19 protein-coding genes are annotated in these 19,614 nt (G+C 53.9%); 16 read left to right on the forward strand and 3 right to left on the reverse strand.

All coding sequences use genetic code 11. From position 1 onward, the window contains the following. The first annotated feature begins 3 nt into the window (after positions 1–3). Positions 4–969, forward strand: coding sequence for a flagellar hook-associated protein FlgL (gene flgL / locus AC6I8L_RS07545; protein ID WP_058959590.1), 966 nt, complete (start codon positions 4–6; stop codon positions 967–969). 310 nt (positions 970–1,279) lie between these two features. Here flgL and rne read toward each other — a convergent pair whose 3' ends face one another. Next, entirely contained in the window at positions 1,280–4,765 is a 3,486-nt protein-coding gene (gene rne, locus AC6I8L_RS07550; protein WP_058959589.1) for a ribonuclease E, read from the reverse strand. Positions 4,766–4,829: 64 nt separating this feature from the next. Then, entirely contained in the window at positions 4,830–5,036 is a 207-nt protein-coding gene (locus AC6I8L_RS07555) for a hypothetical protein (protein WP_141399045.1), read from the reverse strand. Positions 5,037–5,338: 302 nt separating this feature from the next. Between AC6I8L_RS07555 and rluC the strand changes: the two genes are divergently transcribed. After that, entirely contained in the window at positions 5,339–6,295 is a 957-nt protein-coding gene (gene rluC / locus AC6I8L_RS07560) for a 23S rRNA pseudouridine(955/2504/2580) synthase RluC (protein ID WP_058959588.1), read from the forward strand. Between the two features lie 11 nt (positions 6,296–6,306). Here the strand turns inward: rluC and AC6I8L_RS07565 are convergent, their stop codons facing one another. Next, entirely contained in the window at positions 6,307–6,888 is a 582-nt protein-coding gene (locus AC6I8L_RS07565) for a Maf family protein (RefSeq protein WP_167347095.1), read from the reverse strand. A 143-nt stretch (positions 6,889–7,031) separates the two neighbouring features. On the opposite strand from AC6I8L_RS07565, the gene yceD reads away from it, so the two are divergent. The 14 genes from yceD to ptsG all read left to right on the forward strand — a co-directional run bounded on the left by yceD (position 7,032) and on the right by ptsG (position 19,260). Next, positions 7,032–7,553: a 23S rRNA accumulation protein YceD gene (yceD, locus tag AC6I8L_RS07570; protein ID WP_058959586.1), complete on the forward strand. Its 522-nt coding sequence runs from the start codon at positions 7,032–7,034 to the stop codon at positions 7,551–7,553. A gap of 14 nt (positions 7,554–7,567) precedes the next feature. Next, complete coding sequence (rpmF, locus tag AC6I8L_RS07575) at positions 7,568–7,738, forward strand: 50S ribosomal protein L32 (RefSeq protein ID WP_007885783.1); 171 nt, start codon at positions 7,568–7,570, stop codon at positions 7,736–7,738. A gap of 27 nt (positions 7,739–7,765) precedes the next feature. Beyond that, positions 7,766–8,806 carry a phosphate acyltransferase PlsX gene (gene plsX / locus AC6I8L_RS07580; RefSeq protein WP_034830692.1) on the forward strand — a complete coding sequence of 347 codons (1,041 nt, stop codon included), beginning with the start codon at positions 7,766–7,768 and terminating at the stop codon, positions 8,804–8,806. Continuing rightward, positions 8,807–9,760: a beta-ketoacyl-ACP synthase III gene (locus AC6I8L_RS07585; protein ID WP_058959585.1), complete on the forward strand. Its 954-nt coding sequence runs from the start codon at positions 8,807–8,809 to the stop codon at positions 9,758–9,760. Positions 9,761–9,776: 16 nt separating this feature from the next. Next, positions 9,777–10,709, forward strand: a complete 933-nt coding sequence (gene fabD / locus AC6I8L_RS07590) for an ACP S-malonyltransferase (RefSeq protein WP_058959584.1) — start codon at positions 9,777–9,779, stop codon at positions 10,707–10,709. A gap of 10 nt (positions 10,710–10,719) precedes the next feature. Beyond that, on the forward strand, positions 10,720–11,454 hold the full coding sequence (gene fabG, locus AC6I8L_RS07595; RefSeq protein ID WP_034830697.1) for a 3-oxoacyl-ACP reductase FabG: 735 nt from the start codon (positions 10,720–10,722) through the stop codon (positions 11,452–11,454). A gap of 153 nt (positions 11,455–11,607) precedes the next feature. Further along, positions 11,608–11,844: an acyl carrier protein gene (gene acpP, locus AC6I8L_RS07600; RefSeq protein ID WP_007885774.1), complete on the forward strand. Its 237-nt coding sequence runs from the start codon at positions 11,608–11,610 to the stop codon at positions 11,842–11,844. A gap of 86 nt (positions 11,845–11,930) precedes the next feature. Continuing rightward, positions 11,931–13,172 (forward strand): beta-ketoacyl-ACP synthase II, encoded by a 1,242-nt coding sequence (gene fabF, locus AC6I8L_RS07605; RefSeq protein ID WP_058959583.1) that lies wholly within the window; start codon positions 11,931–11,933, stop codon positions 13,170–13,172. 122 nt (positions 13,173–13,294) lie between these two features. Further along, a complete protein-coding gene (gene pabC / locus AC6I8L_RS07610) occupies positions 13,295–14,107 on the forward strand; it encodes an aminodeoxychorismate lyase (RefSeq protein ID WP_058959582.1) in 813 nt (270 codons plus the stop codon). Continuing rightward, positions 14,104–15,123, forward strand: a complete 1,020-nt coding sequence (gene mltG / locus AC6I8L_RS07615) for an endolytic transglycosylase MltG (protein WP_058959581.1) — start codon at positions 14,104–14,106, stop codon at positions 15,121–15,123. Before pabC ends, mltG begins: the two co-directional genes overlap by 4 nt. Next, positions 15,113–15,748, forward strand: a complete 636-nt coding sequence (gene tmk, locus AC6I8L_RS07620) for a dTMP kinase (RefSeq protein WP_058959580.1) — start codon at positions 15,113–15,115, stop codon at positions 15,746–15,748. Before mltG ends, tmk begins: the two co-directional genes overlap by 11 nt. Beyond that, complete coding sequence (gene holB, locus AC6I8L_RS07625; protein ID WP_058959579.1) at positions 15,745–16,734, forward strand: DNA polymerase III subunit delta'; 990 nt, start codon at positions 15,745–15,747, stop codon at positions 16,732–16,734. The genes tmk and holB overlap by 4 nt, the downstream gene beginning before the upstream one ends. A 17-nt stretch (positions 16,735–16,751) precedes the next feature. After that, positions 16,752–17,543, forward strand: coding sequence for a metal-dependent hydrolase (locus AC6I8L_RS07630; RefSeq protein ID WP_034830707.1), 792 nt, complete (start codon positions 16,752–16,754; stop codon positions 17,541–17,543). A 283-nt stretch (positions 17,544–17,826) separates the two neighbouring features. Then, positions 17,827–19,260, forward strand: coding sequence for a PTS glucose transporter subunit IIBC (ptsG, locus tag AC6I8L_RS07635; RefSeq protein ID WP_058959578.1), 1,434 nt, complete (start codon positions 17,827–17,829; stop codon positions 19,258–19,260). Positions 19,261–19,614: the final 354 nt, after the last annotated feature.

Here is a 19,614-nt window from a genome sequence, read left to right on the forward strand (position 1 = left end):
ACCATGCGTCTTAGTACCAATATGATTTTTGACCAGCAGGTGCGCGGGATTACTGACTCGCAATCTTCCTGGTTAAAAGTGGGCGAACAGCTTTCCAGCGGTCGTCGTGTTAACAACCCATCTGATGATCCCATTGCGGCTTCTCGTGCCGTGGTGCTGTCGCAGTCTCAGGCGAAAAGTACCCAATACGCGACCGCGCGTAGTTTCGCGGATCAAAGCTTGTCGATGGAAGAGAATGCGCTTAAAGGCGCGACCAGTAGCATTCAGGATGCACAAACCCTGATCGTTTATGGCTCTACCGGCACACTTAGCGATGACGACCGTGCCTCTATCGCCACCCAACTGGAAGGTATTCGCGCCCAGTTGCTCAATCAGGCCAACAGCCAGGATGGTAATGGTCGCTATATTTTCGCCGGTTACAAAACCGATACGGCACCATTCACCGATACTGCCGGCACTGGCGTGAGCTATGTGGGCGGCGATCAGGCTATCACGCAGAAAGTCGATGAAGGCCGCACTATGGATGTGAGCAGCACGGGCTCTTCTGTGTTCATGTCGATTACCAGCAATGCGAAAGCTGAACCAGATGGAACGGCGAGCGAGACCAATGTCTTTAATATGCTCGACAGCGCCATTGCGGCCCTTAAAGTGCCACAAGACAATGCGGATGATGCGACCAAACAAACGTTCCAGGATGCGATGGATAAAACCAACCGTGGCCTCAGTAATTCACTGAACAACGTTTTGACCGTGCGTTCTGCAGTCGGTACACAGCTGTCAGAACTCGACACGCTGAATGCGCAGGGTGACGATCGTGATACTATCATGACCTCGCAAATGAGTGATTTGGTAGATGTCGATTACACCTCCGCCATTTCCAGCTACACCATGCAACAGACAGCACTGCAAGCCTCTTACAAGACCTTCACTGATATGTCGAAGATGTCACTGTTCCAGCTAAATTCATAAGATCTGACTTGAAAATTTGAGCGTGCTTAAACCGGGCGCGCTTAGTTTCTCCCACCGCCTTTTGGGGCCGTGGGATTTTTTTTGCCTGTCATTTCGTCGCACCGTTCATCGCACCTGGCACCTGCGGAGCCGCGGTCTGTTTGTGTACTCTGCCAGATCACCACCTCTTCGCACCTGCCTCCTGCGGCGCAGCGGTCGGTTTTTCTACTCTGCCAGATCATCACGAGTCATTGCGGCAGAGCAGGATCGACAGGCAATAAAAAACCCCGAACCAGTCGGGGTTTTGTTAACGCTGATTAGCGACTAAGACTTAAACGCTTTCCGGACGTGTTGCCGGTGCCGTCGCCTGATGCGTGGCGCTATGGCCGCCCGCAGAGCCACGGCCTTCGAAGTCAAACGGTGGGCGAACCCAATCGCTGTGACGAACGACTTCTGGCTCCCATGCCGGAGCAGGTGCTTTGGTCATTGGCGCCGTGGCGTGGTGCTTCCAGCGGGTATCAGCGTTGCTCACTGCGGTATCACGTGCAGCAACAGGAGCATGCGGTTCAGTAACCGGTGCAGCAGGCGCTTCAGCAGCCACGGGTGCAGCCAGTACTTCTTCCACTTGCGCTGCTACAGCAGGCTCAACGTCAGCAGGCGCTTGCTCAGCCGCTGCAACAGCAGGCTGAACTTCAGCAGGCGCTTGCTCAGCCACGGCTTCGCTGACCTGTGGTGCGGTAATTTCCGCAGCAGGGACTTCCTCAGCTGGTGTCACTTCAGTAGCAGAAACTGTCTCAGTCGATGCAGGCGTCGCAGCCGGTGCCACTTCAGACGATGCAGCAGCAACTTCCGCAGCGGGTGCAACTTCAGCCTGAATATCTTCAACTTCATTAGCGATGACCGTGTCAGCCGGTGCCGTTGTCACTTCATCGGCCGGTACGGCTTCAGCAGCGGTTTGTTGTGCAATCTGCTCAACAGCGGCAGAAATCACGGCAGGCTCTTCGTTAACAGGCGCAGCGACTGGGGTCAGGTCATCGGTGTTCACCACCGGCACTTCAGTGTGTGCCTGTGGCTCAGACTGATGAACAGCCTCTTGCGCTGCTGGCTGAGTAACCTGTTCTGCTGCTGCCGCAACCGGCAGTGCGTCCGCTTCACCGGTATGTTGATAGCTGTAATCAGGCATTTCGTTCAGCGCTTCCTGAGAGGAGAACTGATCGTGGGCCTGGGTAACCGGGTAGGTAATCCAGACTTTGCCGGATGCCATCTCTGGAGAAGAGGCAGCCGATTCCAGCGGCATGGCAGATTGGGTTGGGTAACGCTCATCGCGGTAGCGACGACGACGTTGGCCGCTCACGCGCAGATGACGTGGTGAACGACGTGAGCGACGCGGCATGTTGGCGCTATCACGGTTCTCGTTATCATCCTGTTCATCCTGAGCGACTTCAGATTGCTCATTGAATGCAGTGCGCTGTGCATTTTCCACAACCGCTTCCGTGGCTGCTGGTGCTGGGATGGCTGCCGCCACTTCGCCAGTATCATCCACGCGCACGCGCTGGGTCAGTTGACGCTGTTTACGGCGTGGCATGACCTGCACACGTTCTTCTTCCTGCGCAACGTTTTCATCAGTGATTTCGGTCTGAGCAACGGTTTCAGCGGCTTTTTGATCCTGCTGCTGATTACGTTTCTCATCCTGACGACGACGCTGGCGTTCAGCTCGCTGCTCACGACGCTGTTGCTGCTGCTCATCACGCTGCTGCAGCTGCTCATCGGTCAGCGCTGGACGTTCACCACGAGGCTCGTTCTGACGCTTGTTACGGCGATTTTCCTGATTGTCACGCGGCTCGCGGGCTTCACGTGGTTCACGCGATTCGCGTGGCTCACGCGCTTCACGCGGTTCACGGCCTTCGCGACCCTGAGCATTTTCACCGTTGCGCGGAGTGCGATCGCGACGATTATTGCTACGACGGTTGTTACGGCGGTCGCCACGCTGCTGATTATTCTCACTTTCAGCGGCTTTCTCTTCTGGTTTAGCTTCAACAGGTGCAGCAGCAGGCGCATCGCCAGCAAACAGTTTTTTCAAACCGCTCAACAGACGAGCGACTAAGCCAGTGCTGGCAACGGCAGGTGCCGCGGCGGCAGCTGCCGGTTTTGCATCCGCTTTAACCGCACTACGGCTCTCTTTTTCCACTTCAACCGGCGCAGGCGGCGCATCAGGCATCACAAAGGCGGCCAGAGCTGGCTGCTCAGGACGACGACGTTCGGCATGCTCTTCTTCCGAAGGCAGCGCCATTTCGGCTTCATGCAGTTTCGGCAGGTGGTAAGACAGTGTCTGCGTCTCTTCGCCTTTGCGCACGCGCAGCACAGAGTAATGTGGCGTTTCCATCTGATCGTTTGGCACGATGATGGCACGCACGCCACCCTGGCGTTTCTCGATCGCACTGACTGCATCACGCTTTTCGTTCAGCAGGTAAGAGGCGACGGGCACCGGTACAATCGCATGCACTTCTTTGGTGTTGTCTTTCAGCGCTTCTTCTTCAATCAGACGCAAGATAGACAGCGAGAGCGATTCGTTATCACGGATGGTGCCTGTGCCGCTACAGCGTGGGCAGACGTGATGGCTGGATTCACCCAATGATGGGCTAAGACGCTGACGCGACATTTCCAGCAGACCGAAACGCGAAATGTGACTGATTTGAATGCGTGCACGATCCTGACGAACCGCTTCACGCAGACGGTTTTCAACCGCGCGCTGGTGTCGAACCGGTGTCATGTCGATGAAGTCGATGACAATCAGGCCGCCGAGGTCGCGCAGGCGCAACTGACGAGCGATTTCATCAGCCGCTTCGAGGTTAGTATTGAATGCCGTCTCTTCGATGTCGCCACCGCGTGTTGCACGGGCGGAGTTGATATCGATGGCGGTCAGCGCTTCGGTGCTATCGATAACAATTGAGCCACCGGAAGGCAAGCGCACTTCGCGCTGGAATGCCGATTCAATCTGCGACTCAATTTGGTAGTGGCTGAACAGCGGAATTTCACCGGTGTACAGTTTGATTTTGCTGCTGAAGTCCGGGCGTCCGAGCGCAGCAATATGCTGACGGGCCAGCTCCAGCACTTTAGGGTTATCGATGAGAATCTCACCAATATCCTGACGCAGATAGTCGCGGAAGGCACGTACAATGACGTTGCTTTCCTGGTGGATCAGGAACGGGGCAGGGCGGCTATCAGCGGCTTTTTTGATCGCTTCCCAGTGCTTCAATCGGAAACTCAGGTCCCACTGCAGTGATTCGGCAGATTTGCCAACGCCTGCGGTACGCACGATCAAACCCATACCGTCTGGCAGTTCCAGTGCGGACAGCGCTTCCTTCAGTTCGGTGCGATCGTCACCTTCAATACGGCGGGAAATACCCCCGGCACGCGGGTTATTCGGCATCAGGACTAAATAGCTACCGGCCAGAGAAATGAAGGTGGTTAAGGCTGCACCTTTATTTCCACGCTCCTCTTTATCGATTTGCACGATAACTTCCTGACCTTCACGCAACACCTCTTTGATGTTAGGACGGCCATGTGCGTTGTAATTAGCAGGGAAGTATTCGCGGGAAATTTCTTTCAGGGGGAGGAAACCGTGGCGTTCAGCACCGTAATCGACAAATGCCGCTTCGAGGCTGGGTTCAACACGGGTGATTTTACCTTTGTAGATATTGGCTTTTTTCTGCTCGTGTCCGGGGCTTTCGATATCCAGATCGTACAGACGTTGGCCGTCAACAAGGGCAACGCGCAACTCTTCCTGCTGAGATGCGTTAATTAACATTCTTTTCATCGTGACTTACTCGTTATTCTCACATGAGTGATGTAGCTGCGGGCATCGTTACCCTGGACGAGAATCAACCGATGGCCCCGTGTCTTAATGCACTGACGTCAACCTCACGGCTGTCGTCGGCTAAAGGGGCGCAAATCTTGTCGGTGGCCTGTTTTTCATAAGGAAAAACAGCGCCTGAAGGTGGAATAGCTATAGAAAATTCAGAAATCCACACATCCCAGTCTGTCGTCCAGGCTGCAACCCGCAGCCCGCTAAGTGCCTGATTTAACATTACGTCTTACGCCATTGCTGCGTGTCCGTTCAATCCGGCAAAATGACTTATTTCGCTCTTTTTTCCTGCCTGAATTTTTCCAGGGCAGAAACCCCTGCATTATTCCATTGCTCACTCACATATAGCAAGGCGACTTTTGCCGAGCTGTGAAGTTTGTGCATCCTTAACCTGTTCATTTGCAGGGCTTAACATCGCATCGGTGAAAAAGTCATCATTATGACCTTTTGTCCGCGCGACAAAGAGAGAGTTAAGCACAGAAAAAGGGGTGGCGCTATCCAGGGACACTATTTAGAATCGCCGCCATGAAAACAGAGAATCCCGGCGTACTTTATGTCGCCATTACGGCTGAAAATGCCGAACAACGTATTGATAACTTTTTGCGCACTCAGCTCAAGGGCGTGCCGAAAAGTATGATTTATCGCATCTTGCGTAAAGGCGAGGTGCGCGTGAATAAAGGACGCGTGAAACCCGAGTATAAGCTGCAGGCGGGGGATGAAGTGCGCATTCCGCCAGTGCGTGTGGCCGAGCGTGAAGAGCAGGCGGTATCACCGAAACTCGATAAGGTTGCCGCGCTGGCGAATGCCATCCTGTATGAGGACGATCATCTGCTGGTGCTGAACAAGCCATCAGGTACCGCCGTACACGGGGGTAGCGGTCTTAGCTTTGGTGTGATTGAAGGTCTGCGCGCGCTGCGTCCTGAAGCCCGTTTCCTCGAACTGGTACATCGTCTTGACCGCGACACTTCCGGTATTTTGCTGGTGGCAAAAAAACGTTCTGCGCTGCGTTCGCTGCATGAGCAGTTACGTGAAAAGGGCATGCAGAAAGATTATCTGGCGCTGGTGCGCGGTGACTGGCCTTCACATTTGAAAGCGGTGCAGGCACCGTTGCTGAAAAATATTTTGCAAAGCGGTGAGCGCGTGGTGCGCGTCAGTGCGGAAGGCAAGCCCTCCGAGACCCGTTTCAAAGTGGAAGAGCGTTTTGGTTTCGCCACTCTGGTAAAAGCCAGTCCGGTGACCGGGCGCACGCACCAGATCCGTGTGCACACGCTGCATGGTGGCCATCCTATCGCTTTTGACGATCGCTATGGCGATCGGGACTTTGATCGTCAGCTCGCGTCAACGGGCCTGGCGCGGTTGTTCCTGCATGCTGCAGCGCTGACCTTTACCCATCCGAATACCGGGGAAGTCCTGCGAATGGAAGCGCCGCTGGATAATGCGCTGAAACACTGCCTGGCGCAGTTGCGTCAGAAAAAAGCCTGATTTTCCGGGCATCAACCCAGCGCGTTGATGCCCACTTTGATCAGCATCTTATTTAACGCTATCAGCGGTAATCCAATCAGCGTATTGGGATCGCGCCCCTCCAGCCGCTCAAACAAGCAAATCCCCATACCTTCGCTTTTAAAGCTGCCCGCACAATTCAACGGCTGCTCTTTTTCCACATAGTGACGAATTTCTGCCTGACTTAAATGACGGAAATGTACGTTGAACGGTTCACAAACCACCTGCTGTTGTGCCGTTTGTGGCTGAATCAAGGCGAGCCCGGTATAAAACGTAATCACTTTGCCACTGGCCGCAGCCAGTTGCCGGCAGGCATTCTCCACCGTATGCGGTTTTCCGGTTATGTTGCCATCAAGCACGCAGACCTGATCGGAACCAATTATCCAGCTTTGTGGAAACTGAGCGGCTAGCGCCTGGGCTTTTGCCAGTGCTAAGCGTTGCACTAACTGCGGTGCGGTTTCGTTCGGTTGCGGCGTCTCGTCGCAATCGGGCGCAACAGCAATAAAAGGCAGGCCAAGCTTGCTCAGCAAGGCCTGACGGAATGGGGAAGTGGAGGCCAGAATTAACGGTGTCATGATTTTTTTTCAGAATAGATAGCGTAAAGATGATAGGCATTTTAAACTATGCGCCGCACTGGATGCGACTAACGGGTGAAAGATGCTGTAAACCGGCCTTTTTCTTTGACTCTATGACGTTACAAAGTTAATATGCGCGCCCTATGCAAAAGGTAAAATTACCCCTGACGATCGATCTGGCCCGCGCCGCGCAAAAGCGCCTTGATTACCAAGGTGTGTATGCACCTGAATTGGTGGCGCGCCTGGCCGAAACGGTCGTGAGTGTGGACAGTGATGTGGAATGCACCATGTCGTTTGCGATTGACAACCAGCGCTTAGCGGTTCTGCAAGGAACAGCTGATGTGCAGGTGACATTGTCGTGTCAACGCTGCAACCAGTCATTCCCGCATGCTGTCCACTTAAGCTATTGCTTCAGTCCTGTCTCTTCTGATGAGCAGGCCGAGGCACTGCCGGAAGCTTACGAGCCAGTTGATATCAATGATTTCGGCGAAATCGACTTGCTGGCAGTTATCGAAGATGAACTCATCCTCGCGCTGCCTGTAGTTCCGGTGCATGATTCTGAACACTGTGAAGTGTCCGACGCGGACATGGTATTTGGCAAGTTGCCTGAAGAGGCAGAAAAACCAAATCCCTTTGCCGTATTAGCCAGTTTAAAGCGTAAGTAATAGGAGTAAGGTCCATGGCCGTACAACAGAATAAACCAACCCGTTCTAAGCGTGGTATGCGTCGTTCGCACGATGCGCTGACCACCGCAGCTCTGTCAGTAGATAAAGTTTCTGGTGAAACTCATCTGCGTCACCATATCACTGCGGATGGTTACTACCGCGGTCGCAAGGTTATCACCAAGTAATTCTTTGCGGTTACGCAAGGCGATACCTTGACACGTTTGACCCTGGCAGTTGATGCCATGGGCGGGGATTTCGGTCCCTGCGTGACAGTGCCTGCATCCTTGCAGGCACTGGCCTCTCATACGAATCTGGTTCTTCTTCTGGTCGGTGATCCCGACATCATCTCGTCATTTCTTGCCAAAGCGGATTCCTCGTTACTGGGGCGTGTGCAGGTGATCCCTGCCGAATCGGTTATTGCAAGTGATGCCAAGCCTTCACAAGCCATTCGAAACAGCCGCGGCAGCTCGATGCGTGTGGCACTCGAGCTGGTGAAAGAGGGTAACGCGCAAGCCTGCATCAGTGCAGGCAATACCGGCGCGTTAATGGGGCTGGCAAAAATGTTATTGAAGCCGCTGGATGGCATTGAGCGTCCGGCGCTGATGACCGTTCTGCCGCATCAGCAGCAGGGTAAAACGGTGGTGCTGGATCTCGGCGCAAATGTGGAATCGGATAGCGATATGTTGGTGCAGTTTGCCATCATGGGCGCTGTCATGGCCGAGGAAGTGCTGGAAATCGACAGACCGCGTGTCGCGCTGCTCAACATTGGGCAGGAAGAGACCAAGGGGCTGGAAACGATTCGCACAGCATCTGCGGTTCTGCGGGATACGCCGCAAATCAACTATATTGGTTATCTTGAGGGGAATGATCTCCTCACCGGCAAGACGGATGTGCTGGTCTGTGATGGCTTCGTGGGAAACGTCACGCTTAAAACCATGGAAGGCGTGGTAAGAATGTTTCTTTCTCTGCTCAAGTCGTCAGAGGATGGGAAAAAACGGGCGTGGTGGTTGAAATGGGTAGGGCGCTGGCTGCAAAAGCGTCTGGCTAAACGTTTCGGCCATCTCAACCCCGACCAGTACAATGGCGCTTGTCTGTTAGGATTGCGCGGAACAGTGATCAAAAGCCACGGTGCGGCGAATCAACGTGCGTTTGCCGTGGCGATAGAGCAGGCAGAGCAGGCGGTGCGCAGGCAAGTCCCAGAGAGGATTGCGGCGCGCCTTGACGCTGTATTAGCCAGGAGTGACAAAGCGTAGATGTTTACCAAAATTATCGGTACGGGCAGCTATTTGCCTGAGCAGGTTCGCTCCAATGCGGATCTGGAAAAAATGGTGGAGACTTCGGACGAGTGGATTGTCACGCGTACCGGTATCCGTGAGCGCCGTATTGCCGCGCCAGATGAAACGGTTGCCACTATGGGCTTTGCGGCTGCACAGCGCGCACTGGAAATGGCAGGCGTTGCGGCCAACGATGTTGGTCTGATTATTGTGGCAACCACCTCTTCCAGCCATGCCTTCCCAAGTTCAGCGTGCATGATCCAGCAGATGCTGGAGATCAATGACTGCGCTTCTTTCGATCTGGCCGCTGCATGTGCAGGTTTCACCTATGCACTTAGCGTTGCCGATCAGTACATCAAAAACGGTGTGGTCAAACACGCGCTGGTGATCGGTGCGGACGTCTTAGCCCGCACTCTCGATCCTAACGATCGTGGCACTATCATCCTGTTTGGTGACGGCGCTGGCGCTGTGGTGCTGGGGCAAAGTGAAGAGCCCGGTATCCTGTCAACGCATCTGCATGCTGACGGTCGTTATGGCAAGCTGTTGACGCTGCCGTATCAGGATCGTGAACATCAGGATGAGCCAGCCTATCTCACGATGGCCGGTAATGAAGTCTTTAAAGTCGCTGTGACCGAGCTTGCCCATATCGTGGACGAGACGCTGCAAGCCAACAACCTTGATCGCGAAATGCTCGACTGGCTGGTGCCACATCAGGCCAACCTGCGCATTATCAGCGCAACGGCCAGAAAGCTCGGCATGGGCATGGAAAAAGTGGTGGTGACGCTGGATCGCCATGGCAACACTTCAGCGGCTTCGGTGCCAAGTGCACTGGATGAAGCGGTGCGAGATGGCCGTATCAAGCCTGGCCAACTGATTTTGCTGGAAGCCTTTGGTGGCGGTTTCACCTGGGGTTCTGCGCTGGTTCGCTTTTGATTGACAGGAACGACAGATGACACAATTTGCTTTTGTTTTCCCAGGACAGGGCTCACAGACCGTCGGCATGCTGGCCGATCTGGCTGTGGAAAACCCGCAGGTTGAAGCCACTTTCCGTGAAGCTTCTGACGCACTGGGATATGACTTATGGCAGTTGGTACAACAAGGTCCAGCTGAAGAACTGAATAAGACCTGGCAGACGCAACCTGCGTTGCTGGCGGCCTCCGTCGCGATTTATCGCGTCTGGCAGAGCAAAAATGGCCCGCAGCCTACGCTGATGGCCGGCCATAGCCTGGGTGAATACTCTGCGCTGGTATGTGCTGGCGTACTGAACTTTGCGGACGCAATCAAGTTAGTCGAATTACGCGGCAAACTGATGCAGGAAGCGGTTCCTGAAGGGACCGGTGCCATGCAGGCAATCATCGGGCTTGATGATGAGTCTATCCGTAAAGCGTGCGAAGAAAGCGCGCAAGGTCAGGTGGTTTCGCCGGTGAACTTCAATTCGCCAGGCCAGGTGGTTATCGCGGGTAACAAAGAAGCGGTTGAGCGTGCAGGTGCTGCCTGTAAAGCGGCCGGTGCCAAGCGTGCGTTGCCATTACCTGTGAGCGTTCCTTCGCATTGCGCGTTGATGAAGCCCGCAGCAGATAAACTGGCTGTGGCACTGGAAGATATTACTTTCAATGCACCTGGTGTGCCTGTCGTCAATAACGTAGACGTCAAGTGTGAAACCGATGCCGCTGCGATTCGCAGTGCACTGGTTCGCCAGTTGTATAGCCCGGTGCGCTGGACCGAAGCCGTTGAGTTTATTGCCACCCAAGGCGTTGGCCAGTTGTTGGAGATCGGTCCAGGTAAAGTCCTGACCGGTCTGACCAAACGTATTGTGGATAGCCTGACCGCTGCAGCCGTGAACGATTCTGCGTCACTCTCTGCTGCGCTTACACAGGAATAAGAGGAAAAACATGAGCTTTGAAGGTAAAGTAGCGCTGGTGACTGGCGCAAGCCGCGGCATTGGCCGTGCAATCGCGGAAACGCTGGTTGCGCGTGGTGCGAAAGTGGTGGGAACCGCCACCAGCGAAAGCGGTGCGGAAGCAATCAGTGCTTACCTCGGCGATAACGGCAAAGGTCTGCTGTTGAACGTGACCGATGCGGCCTCTATTGAGAGCGTGCTCGAGAAAGTTCGCGCTGAATTTGGCGAAGTGGACATTTTAGTCAATAATGCAGGCATTACGCGTGATAATCTGTTGATGCGCATGAAGGACGATGAGTGGGCGGATATCCTCGATACCAACCTGACATCAGTCTTCCGTCTTTCTAAGGCGGTTATGCGTGCCATGATGAAAAAACGCGTGGGCCGTATCATTACCATCGGTTCTGTAGTTGGAACCATGGGTAACGCGGGTCAAACAAACTATGCGGCAGCAAAAGCAGGTTTGATTGGCTTTAGCAAATCACTGGCGCGAGAAGTCGCGTCACGTGGCATTACCGTAAACGTCGTGGCTCCGGGCTTTATTGAGACGGACATGACGCGTGCACTGAACGAAGATCAGCGCTCGGGCATTTTGGCAGAAGTGCCGGCAGGTCGTTTAGGCGACCCGCAGGAGATTGCCAATGCTGTTGCATTCTTAGCCTCTGACGAAGCCTCTTACATCACGGGTGAGACGCTCCACGTCAATGGCGGCATGTACATGGTCTGATAATCACGAAAACATTTGCATTATCTGCGGTAAACACCGCAGAATAGCGCAAAATCGTGGTTCGACCAGCCGGGATTTTGTTGCATCTTTTTCAACATTTTATACACTACGAAAACCATCGCGAAAGCGAGTTTTGATAGGAAATTAAATAGTATGAGCGATATCGAACAACGCGTTAAGAAAATCGTAGCTGAGCAGCTGGGTGTTAAAGAAGACGAAGTGATTAACACTGCTTCTTTCGTTGAAGACCTGGGTGCAGATTCTCTTGACACCGTTGAGCTGGTAATGGCTCTGGAAGAAGAGTTTGATACTGAAATTCCAGACGAAGAAGCTGAGAAAATCACTACCGTTCAGGCAGCGATCGATTACATCAATAGCCACCAAGGCTAATGAATATCTTCAGGCGGTCACCTCGACCGCCTGAGTTTTATGTTTGCCCCACATAGCGTTATTTTTTCCCTCCCTGGAGGACGTACGTGTCTAAGCGTCGTGTAGTTGTGACTGGTCTTGGCATGTTGTCTCCTGTCGGCAATACCGTAGAGTCTACCTGGAGTGCTCTCCTTGCCGGTCAGAGCGGCATCAGCCTGATCGACCATTTTGATACTAGTGCCTACGCAACACGCTTTGCGGGCTTAGTAAGAGATTTTAATTGCGATGAATTCATCTCGCGCAAAGATCAGCGCAAGATGGATGACTTCATCCAATACGGCATTGTGGCTGGTATTCAGGCTATGGCGGACTCCGGTCTGGTCGTGACTGATGAGAATGCCGGTCGCATCGGCGCAGCTATCGGTTCCGGCATCGGTGGACTGGGTTTAATTGAAGACAACCACAGTTCACTGGTTAACGGCGGTCCGCGCAAAATCAGCCCGTTCTTTGTTCCTTCTACCATTGTTAACATGGTGGCAGGTCACCTGACCATCATGTACGGTCTGAAAGGTCCAAGCATTTCTATTGCAACCGCTTGTACTTCAGGCGTGCACAACATTGGTCATGCTGCGCGTATCATTGCGTACAACGACGCCGATGTCATGCTGGCCGGTGGTGCTGAAAAAGCCAGTACCCCGCTAGGTGTGGGTGGCTTTGGTGCTGCACGTGCGCTCTCAACCAATAACGATAATCCGCAGGCGGCAAGCCGTCCGTGGGATAAAGACCGTGATGGTTTCGTATTGGGCGATGGTGCAGGCATTGTGGTGCTGGAAGAGTACGAGCATGCGAAAAAGCGCGGTGCGAAAATTTATGCTGAAATCATCGGTTTCGGCATGAGCAGCGATGCTTACCACATGACGTCTCCACCGGAGGACGGTTCAGGTGCTGCAGCAGCGATGGTGAATGCATTGCGTGACGCGCAGCTGAATGCTGAACAGATTGGCTACGTCAACGCGCATGGCACCTCAACGCCAGCGGGTGACAAAGCTGAAGCTCAGGCGGTCAAGTCTGTATTTGGTGCAGCGGCTCACAGCGTGATGGTGAGTTCTACCAAATCCATGACTGGGCACCTGCTGGGTGCAGCAGGCGCGGTAGAAGCGATTTATTCGATTCTGGCGCTGCGCGACCAGGCGGTTCCGCCAACCATCAACCTGGATAACCCAGATGAAGGTTGTGACCTCGACTTCGTGCCGCATACAGCACGTCAGGTGAGCGGACTGGATTACACGCTGTGTAACTCCTTTGGATTTGGCGGCACCAACGGCTCGCTGATCTTCCGCAAGGTCTAAGTTTTACCCAGCCAAACAGAGGCCCGCAATGCGGGCCTTTTTTATATTTTGTCACGCAGTGGCGTGGATTCTTACCGCTGTCAGTGATATTCAGACTGGCAGGGTAGCCAAAGGTGAGCGGTATGTGGATAAACGGCGTAGAGCAGTTCGAACTTTCTGCGCGCGATCGCGCGGTGCAGTTTGGTGATGGCTGTTTTACCACTGCTGCGGTAGTGGCAGGCAAGATACAACTGCTGAACGCCCATTTGCAGCGATTGCAGGAAGGCTGTGAGCGTTTATTCATTCCCTTACCGGATATGGCGCAGCTGGCCGAGGAGATGCAGCATGCCGCCAATGGTCAAACCCAGTCCGTTTTAAAAGTGATTCTGACGCCAGGCGTCGGTGGACGGGGATATAGCCGAACCGGTTGCACAACCCCGACGCGCATCCTCTCCCTTTCTCCGTGGCCGCAACACTACACCACTTTGCAGCAGCAGGGTGCAGCGCTCATAACCAGCCCAGTGAGACTGGCGCGCAATCCACTGCTCGCCGGCCTCAAACATCTTAACCGACTGGAACAGGTGCTGATCCGTCAGCAGCTTGACCACACCGATGCTGATGAGGCGCTGGTGCTTGACACTGCAGGGACGGTGGTGGAATGCTGTGCGGCCAATTTATTCTGGCGCAAAGGTGATCAGGTTTTCACGCCGCGTCTTGAGCAAGCGGGTGTCGATGGCATTATGCGCCGTTATCTGATGGCGCAGATAGCGTCGGAAGGCCAGGCTTGTCAGTTGATTGAAGGAAGCAGGGAGGATGTGCTGAACGCCGATGAAGTGGTGATCTGCAATGCCCTGATGCCGGTTTTACCTGTGCGGAAAATTGACGATGTTTCGTTCACCGCACGCACGCTGTACCAGCAGCTGTATAACAGTTGCCAGAAGATGGAAGCATCATGACCCGAATGAAAAAAATACTCGCCAGCGCTGTGGCGATTGCCGGCCTCGCGGCGGCATTGAGTTATTGGCAGATTGAACGTTTTGCCGATACCCCTTTAACCATTAATCAGGAAACGATCTACACATTGCCCGCGGGTAGTGGTCGGGTCGTGCTGGAAGCGCAACTGGAAAGCCAGCACATCATTCCGGAAAGTATCTGGTTTGGGCCGCTTTTGAAACTTGAGCCTGAACTCGCGAAGTTCAAAGCCGGCACCTACCGACTGGAAAGCAATATGACGGTAAGACAGCTGTTGCAGTTACTGGCCAGCGGTAAAGAAGCGCAATTTCCGGTACGGTTTGTCGAGGGCTCACGCCTGAAGGAGTGGTTGGCCGAACTGCGTCAAGCGCCCTATATCAAACATACGCTAACTGACGATCAGTTTGCGACTGTCGCCGCTGCGCTGAGAATGGATGCAAATCAGCTTGAGGGCGCTTTCTATCCCGACACCTATTTGTATACGGCTAACACCAGTGATATATCGCTGCTGGAGCGGGCACACACGCGCATGAATAAACTGGTGGATGAGATCTGGCAGGGGCGGATGGACAATCTGCCCTATAAAAATGAGCAAGATCTGGTCACCATGGCCTCGATTATTGAAAAAGAGACCGGCGTGACGGAAGAGCGCGCGCGCGTTGCCTCGGTATTTATTAATCGCTTGCGCACCGGCATGAAGCTGCAAACCGACCCTACCGTTATTTACGGTATGGGGGATAACTACACCGGTACCATTACGCGTAAAGACCTCGAAACGCCGACCGATTACAATACCTACACGATTAGCGGATTGCCGCCAGGTCCTATCGCGATGCCAGGCCGAGCCTCGCTGGAAGCGGCGGCGCATCCAGAAAAAACCAACTATCTCTATTTTGTCGCGGATGGCAAAGGCGGACATACCTTTACCACCAATCTCGCCAGCCATAATAAAGCGGTGCAGGTCTATCGGCTGGCTATGAAGGAAAAAAATGAAAAGTAAGTTTATCGTCATTGAAGGCCTTGAAGGTGCGGGCAAAACCACTGCGCGTGATGCCATTGTGGCGGTGCTGCATGAGCAGGGTATCGACGATGTAGTGTTCACCCGTGAGCCCGGCGGCACGCCGCTGGCAGAACAATTACGCGTGCTGGTGAAGCAGGGAATTGATGGCGAACAGGTGACAGACAAAGCCGAACTGCTGATGCTGTATGCCGCCCGTGTTCAATTAGTCGAGAACGTGATTAAGCCTGCGTTAGCGCGTGGCGCGTGGGTGGTTGGTGATCGTCACGACCTCTCATCCCAGGCTTACCAGGGCGGTGGCCGTGGCCTGGATACGCAGTTGATGACCACCCTGCGCGATGCGGTATTGGGCGACTTCCGTCCGGACTTGACCCTCTACCTGGATGTGACACCGGAAATTGGCCTGCAACGCGCGCGTGCTCGCGGGGAACTCGATCGTATTGAGCAAGAATCACTGCGTTTCTTTGAACGCACACGTGACCGTTATCTGGCGTTGGCTGCCAGCGATGACACCATTTTAACCATTGATGCCACACAAAATATTGCAGAAGTGACATCGTCACTTAAATCAGCGCTACAAAAATGGCTGGCAGGTCAGGCGGCATGAACTGGTATCCGTGGCTGAATCAGCCCTATCGGCAGATTATCAGCCGTCATCAAAGCGGTCAGGCACACCATGCCTTGCTGATACAGGCCATTAATGGCATGGGTGACGATGCGTTAGTGTGGGGTGTTAGCCGCTGGTTAATGTGCCAACATCCGGAAGGCTTGAAGAGCTGCGGCCATTGCCACGGCTGCCAGCTGATGCAGGCGCAGACGCATCCTGACTGGTATCGTCTGGAAGCAGAAAAAGGCAAATCTTCACTGGGTATTGATGCGGTACGTGACGTCACCGAGAAGCTCTACCATTTTGCTCAGCAGGGCGGAGCAAAGATTGTCTGGTTGCCGGATGCAGCGCAGCTCACTGAAGCCGCCGCCAATGCGTTGTTGAAAACGCTGGAAGAGCCTCCTGCCAACTGCTGGTTTTTCCTCAGCGTCCGTGAGCCATCACGTTTGCTGGCAACATTGCGCAGCCGCTGCATGACATGGCATCTTTCCCCACCAGAAGAGCTGCCCAGTTTGCAATGGCTGCAGAAACAGCTGCCGCAATCCGAGCCAGTACTGCGAGCCGCTCTGCGCTTGAGCAATGGCGCACCTGCTGCGGCGTTGACCCTGCTGCAGCCTGAGCGTTGGCAGGCACGTGAGAAGCTGTGTGAAACCTTGCTCAACGCGTTGAACAGCGATGTACTGCAGCTGCTGCCCGCGCTGAACAGCGACGATGTGGCAGAGCGCCTCAGCTGGCTGATTTCATTACTGGTGGATGCAATGAAAGTGCAGCAGGGTGCCAGCAACTGGTTAAGCAACGGCGACCATCCTGAGGTCGTATCGCAACTGGCTCAGCAGCTTAACAGCAGTGCGCTCAACGCCAGCGCCCAGCAGTGGATGCAATGTCGTGAGCAACTGTTGCATGTCGCCGCCCTGAACCGTGAACTGATTTTGACCGATCGCCTGTTAGCCTGGGGACGCTTAATGTCGCCCACGGCGGTCGGCTAAGCGTAAAAGAGAGAAGTATGTTTATTGTTGATTCGCACTGCCACCTTGATGGCCTGGATTATGAGAAGCAGCACCGCGATCTGGACGATGTGATCGCCAAAGCCGCCGCGCGTGACGTGAAGTTTATGCTGGCGATTGCCACCACGCTGCCGGATTACTACAAGATCAAGCAACTGGTCGGCGACAGGGAAAACATTGCCCTGGCGTGCGGCGTGCATCCGTTAAATCAGGAAGCACCGTACGATGTCGAAGAGTTTCGTCGACTGGCAGCTGAAGAGCAGGTGATTGCACTGGGTGAAACCGGGCTGGATTACTTCTATCAGCAGGAGACCAAAGCGCAGCAGCAAGCCTCATTCCGTGAACACATCCGTACCGGCATCGCGCTGAATAAGCCGATCATCGTACATACCCGTGATGCACGTGAAGACACGCTGGCAATCCTGCGTGAAGAGCAGGTGGAAAAGTGTGGTGGCGTTCTGCACTGCTTTACTGAAGATAAAGAGACTGCGGCGCAGTTGCTGGATATGGGTTTTTATATCTCCTTCTCCGGCATTTTGACCTTCCGCAATGCTGAACAGATTCGTGATGCCGCGCGCTACGTGCCGCTGGATCGCATGCTGGTAGAGACCGACTCGCCGTATCTGGCGCCGGTTCCGCATCGTGGCAAAGAAAACCAGCCTGCCTTTACGCGCGATGTCGCGGATTATATGGCTGTGCTGAAAGGTGTTGATATCGAAACCCTGGCTGCAGCGACCACAGAAAACTTCTCGCGTCTGTTCCATGTCCCAATGAGCCGACTCGGCGGCTAAGCCGCTTTATTTTAAACTCTGTAATAATTCTATAATCACTGACCTGTGCGGCATATAACGCGGCACGGGCAGTGATTTATTGCTGTTTCTCCAGGCAATTCAGTCAAAAACAACAGAAAGCAAGCGTTCGTCTTGAGCGAAACGTGATAGCCGTCAAAGTAACAAATATCGATTTATTTTACCCTTCGTAATAAATCAAAAGACGCTCAGCGTCACCCCGGTGAAGGATCCTCCCCCTTTGCCAGCGCACTGCGCAAATATGCACTCATACTCAGGAGCTTTTATGTTCAAGAACGCATTTGCGAACCTGCAAAAAGTAGGTAAATCGCTAATGTTGCCGGTATCGGTTTTGCCGATTGCCGGTATTTTATTAGGTGTTGGTTCGGCTAACTTCAGCTGGTTGCCTGCTGTCGTTTCACATGTCATGGCGGAGGCGGGCGGTTCCGTGTTCGCCAACATGCCGCTGATCTTTGCGATTGGCGTGGCGCTCGGTTTTACCAATAACGATGGCGTATCGGCGCTGGCTTCCGTGGTGGCTTACGGCATCATGGTGAAAACCATGGCGGTGGTTGCACCACTGGTGTTGCACTTACCGCCAGCGGAAATTGAGGCCAAACACCTTGCCGATACCGGGGTGCTGGGCGGGATCATTGCCGGTTCAATCGCCGCGTATATGTTCAACCGTTTCTACCGTATCAAGCTGCCTGAATATCTTGGCTTCTTTGCGGGTAAACGTTTTGTGCCGATCATTTCCGGTCTGACCGCGATTTTCACTGGCATCGTGTTGTCCTTTATCTGGCCACCGATTGGTACCGCGATTCAGGATTTCTCCCAGTGGGCAGCCTATCAGAACCCGGTGGTGGCGTTCGGCATTTACGGTGTCGTTGAGCGTTCGCTGGTGCCGTTTGGTCTGCACCATATCTGGAACGTGCCTTTCCAGATGCAGATTGGTGAGTTCACCAACGCCGCAGGTCAGGTGTTCCACGGTGATATCCCACGCTATATGGCGGGCGATCCAACCGCAGGTAAACTCTCTGGCGGCTTCCTGTTCAAAATGTACGGTCTGCCTGCGGCTGCGATTGCTATCTGGCACTCGGCTAAGCCGGAAAACCGCGCCAAAGTGGGCGGCATTATGATCTCCGCCGCGCTGACCTCGTTCCTGACCGGTATCACCGAACCGATTGAATTTTCGTTTATGTTCGTGGCGCCGATTCTGTATGTCATCCATGCGATTCTGGCGGGTCTGGCGTTCCCAATCTGTATTCTGCTGGGCATGCGTGATGGCACCAGCTTCTCACACGGTCTGATTGACTTTGTGGTGCTGAGCGGTAACAGCAGCAAGATCTGGTTGTTCCCGATTGTTGGTATCATTTACGGCCTGATTTATTACACCGTTTTCCGTGTGCTGATTGTGAAATTGAATCTGAAAACACCTGGACGTGAGGACACTGCAATGGAGCAGAGCAGCGCTACCGGTAGCGAGATGGCAGGCAAACTGGTGACTGCATTTGGTGGTAAAGAGAACATTACCAATCTAGATGCCTGTATCACGCGTCTGCGTGTGAGTGTCGCGGATGTGGCAAAAGTGAATCAAACTGAACTGAAAAACCTCGGCGCGCGTGGCGTGGTGGTGGCCGGTTCCGGTGTTCAGGCGATTTTCGGGACCAAGTCCGATAACCTGAAAACTGAGATGGATGATTATATTCGTAATATGTAAAGGATTGGGCTTGGGGTTGGGCTCGGTCTGAGGCTGAGGCTGAGGTCAAGGTCAAGGCCTAGGTCAAGGCAGAGGCCGAGCCTGTGCGATGAAGCGGCGGCAGATCGTAAAGACGCCATAAACCATCCCTGTCGCGGGACGCTTTACTCCTCTGCCGCCGCTCCCTCGCACCTCACCTTAGGTGCGGTATTGGATAAAACCCTCGTCCTTCACTGGACCTAACAGACTCATCGTCAGAAATTAGGGTTTCGGTGTTAGCGAGCGGTATGGGATGTCCATGCTAAATTCCACTGCCTGGAGTTCATGACTCGGAAAGCTTTAAACGTCTGCTACCGCTATCTTCCACTTCAGCGT

This window comes from Type-E symbiont of Plautia stali, from assembly GCF_059731115.1.

Excerpts from the sequence above, each read along its gene's own strand:
- holB (WP_058959579.1), top strand. The coding sequence starts at position 15,745 with ATGAACTGGTATCCGTGGCTGAATCAGCCCTATCGGCAGATTATCAGC.
- tmk (WP_058959580.1), top strand. The coding sequence starts at position 15,113 with ATGAAAAGTAAGTTTATCGTCATTGAAGGCCTTGAAGGTGCGGGCAAA.
- ptsG (WP_058959578.1), top strand. The coding sequence starts at position 17,827 with ATGTTCAAGAACGCATTTGCGAACCTGCAAAAAGTAGGTAAATCGCTA.
- acpP (WP_007885774.1), top strand. The coding sequence starts at position 11,608 with ATGAGCGATATCGAACAACGCGTTAAGAAAATCGTAGCTGAGCAGCTG.
- AC6I8L_RS07585 (WP_058959585.1), top strand. The coding sequence starts at position 8,807 with ATGTTTACCAAAATTATCGGTACGGGCAGCTATTTGCCTGAGCAGGTT.
- flgL (WP_058959590.1), top strand. The coding sequence starts at position 4 with ATGCGTCTTAGTACCAATATGATTTTTGACCAGCAGGTGCGCGGGATT.
- rpmF (WP_007885783.1), top strand. The coding sequence starts at position 7,568 with ATGGCCGTACAACAGAATAAACCAACCCGTTCTAAGCGTGGTATGCGT.
- fabD (WP_058959584.1), top strand. The coding sequence starts at position 9,777 with ATGACACAATTTGCTTTTGTTTTCCCAGGACAGGGCTCACAGACCGTC.
- mltG (WP_058959581.1), top strand. The coding sequence starts at position 14,104 with ATGACCCGAATGAAAAAAATACTCGCCAGCGCTGTGGCGATTGCCGGC.
- AC6I8L_RS07555 (WP_141399045.1), bottom strand. The coding sequence starts at position 5,036 with ATGTTAAATCAGGCACTTAGCGGGCTGCGGGTTGCAGCCTGGACGACA.
- rluC (WP_058959588.1), top strand. The coding sequence starts at position 5,339 with ATGAAAACAGAGAATCCCGGCGTACTTTATGTCGCCATTACGGCTGAA.
- AC6I8L_RS07630 (WP_034830707.1), top strand. The coding sequence starts at position 16,752 with ATGTTTATTGTTGATTCGCACTGCCACCTTGATGGCCTGGATTATGAG.
- fabG (WP_034830697.1), top strand. The coding sequence starts at position 10,720 with ATGAGCTTTGAAGGTAAAGTAGCGCTGGTGACTGGCGCAAGCCGCGGC.
- AC6I8L_RS07565 (WP_167347095.1), bottom strand. The coding sequence starts at position 6,888 with ATGACACCGTTAATTCTGGCCTCCACTTCCCCATTCCGTCAGGCCTTG.
- yceD (WP_058959586.1), top strand. The coding sequence starts at position 7,032 with ATGCAAAAGGTAAAATTACCCCTGACGATCGATCTGGCCCGCGCCGCG.
- pabC (WP_058959582.1), top strand. The coding sequence starts at position 13,295 with ATGTGGATAAACGGCGTAGAGCAGTTCGAACTTTCTGCGCGCGATCGC.
- rne (WP_058959589.1), bottom strand. The coding sequence starts at position 4,765 with ATGAAAAGAATGTTAATTAACGCATCTCAGCAGGAAGAGTTGCGCGTT.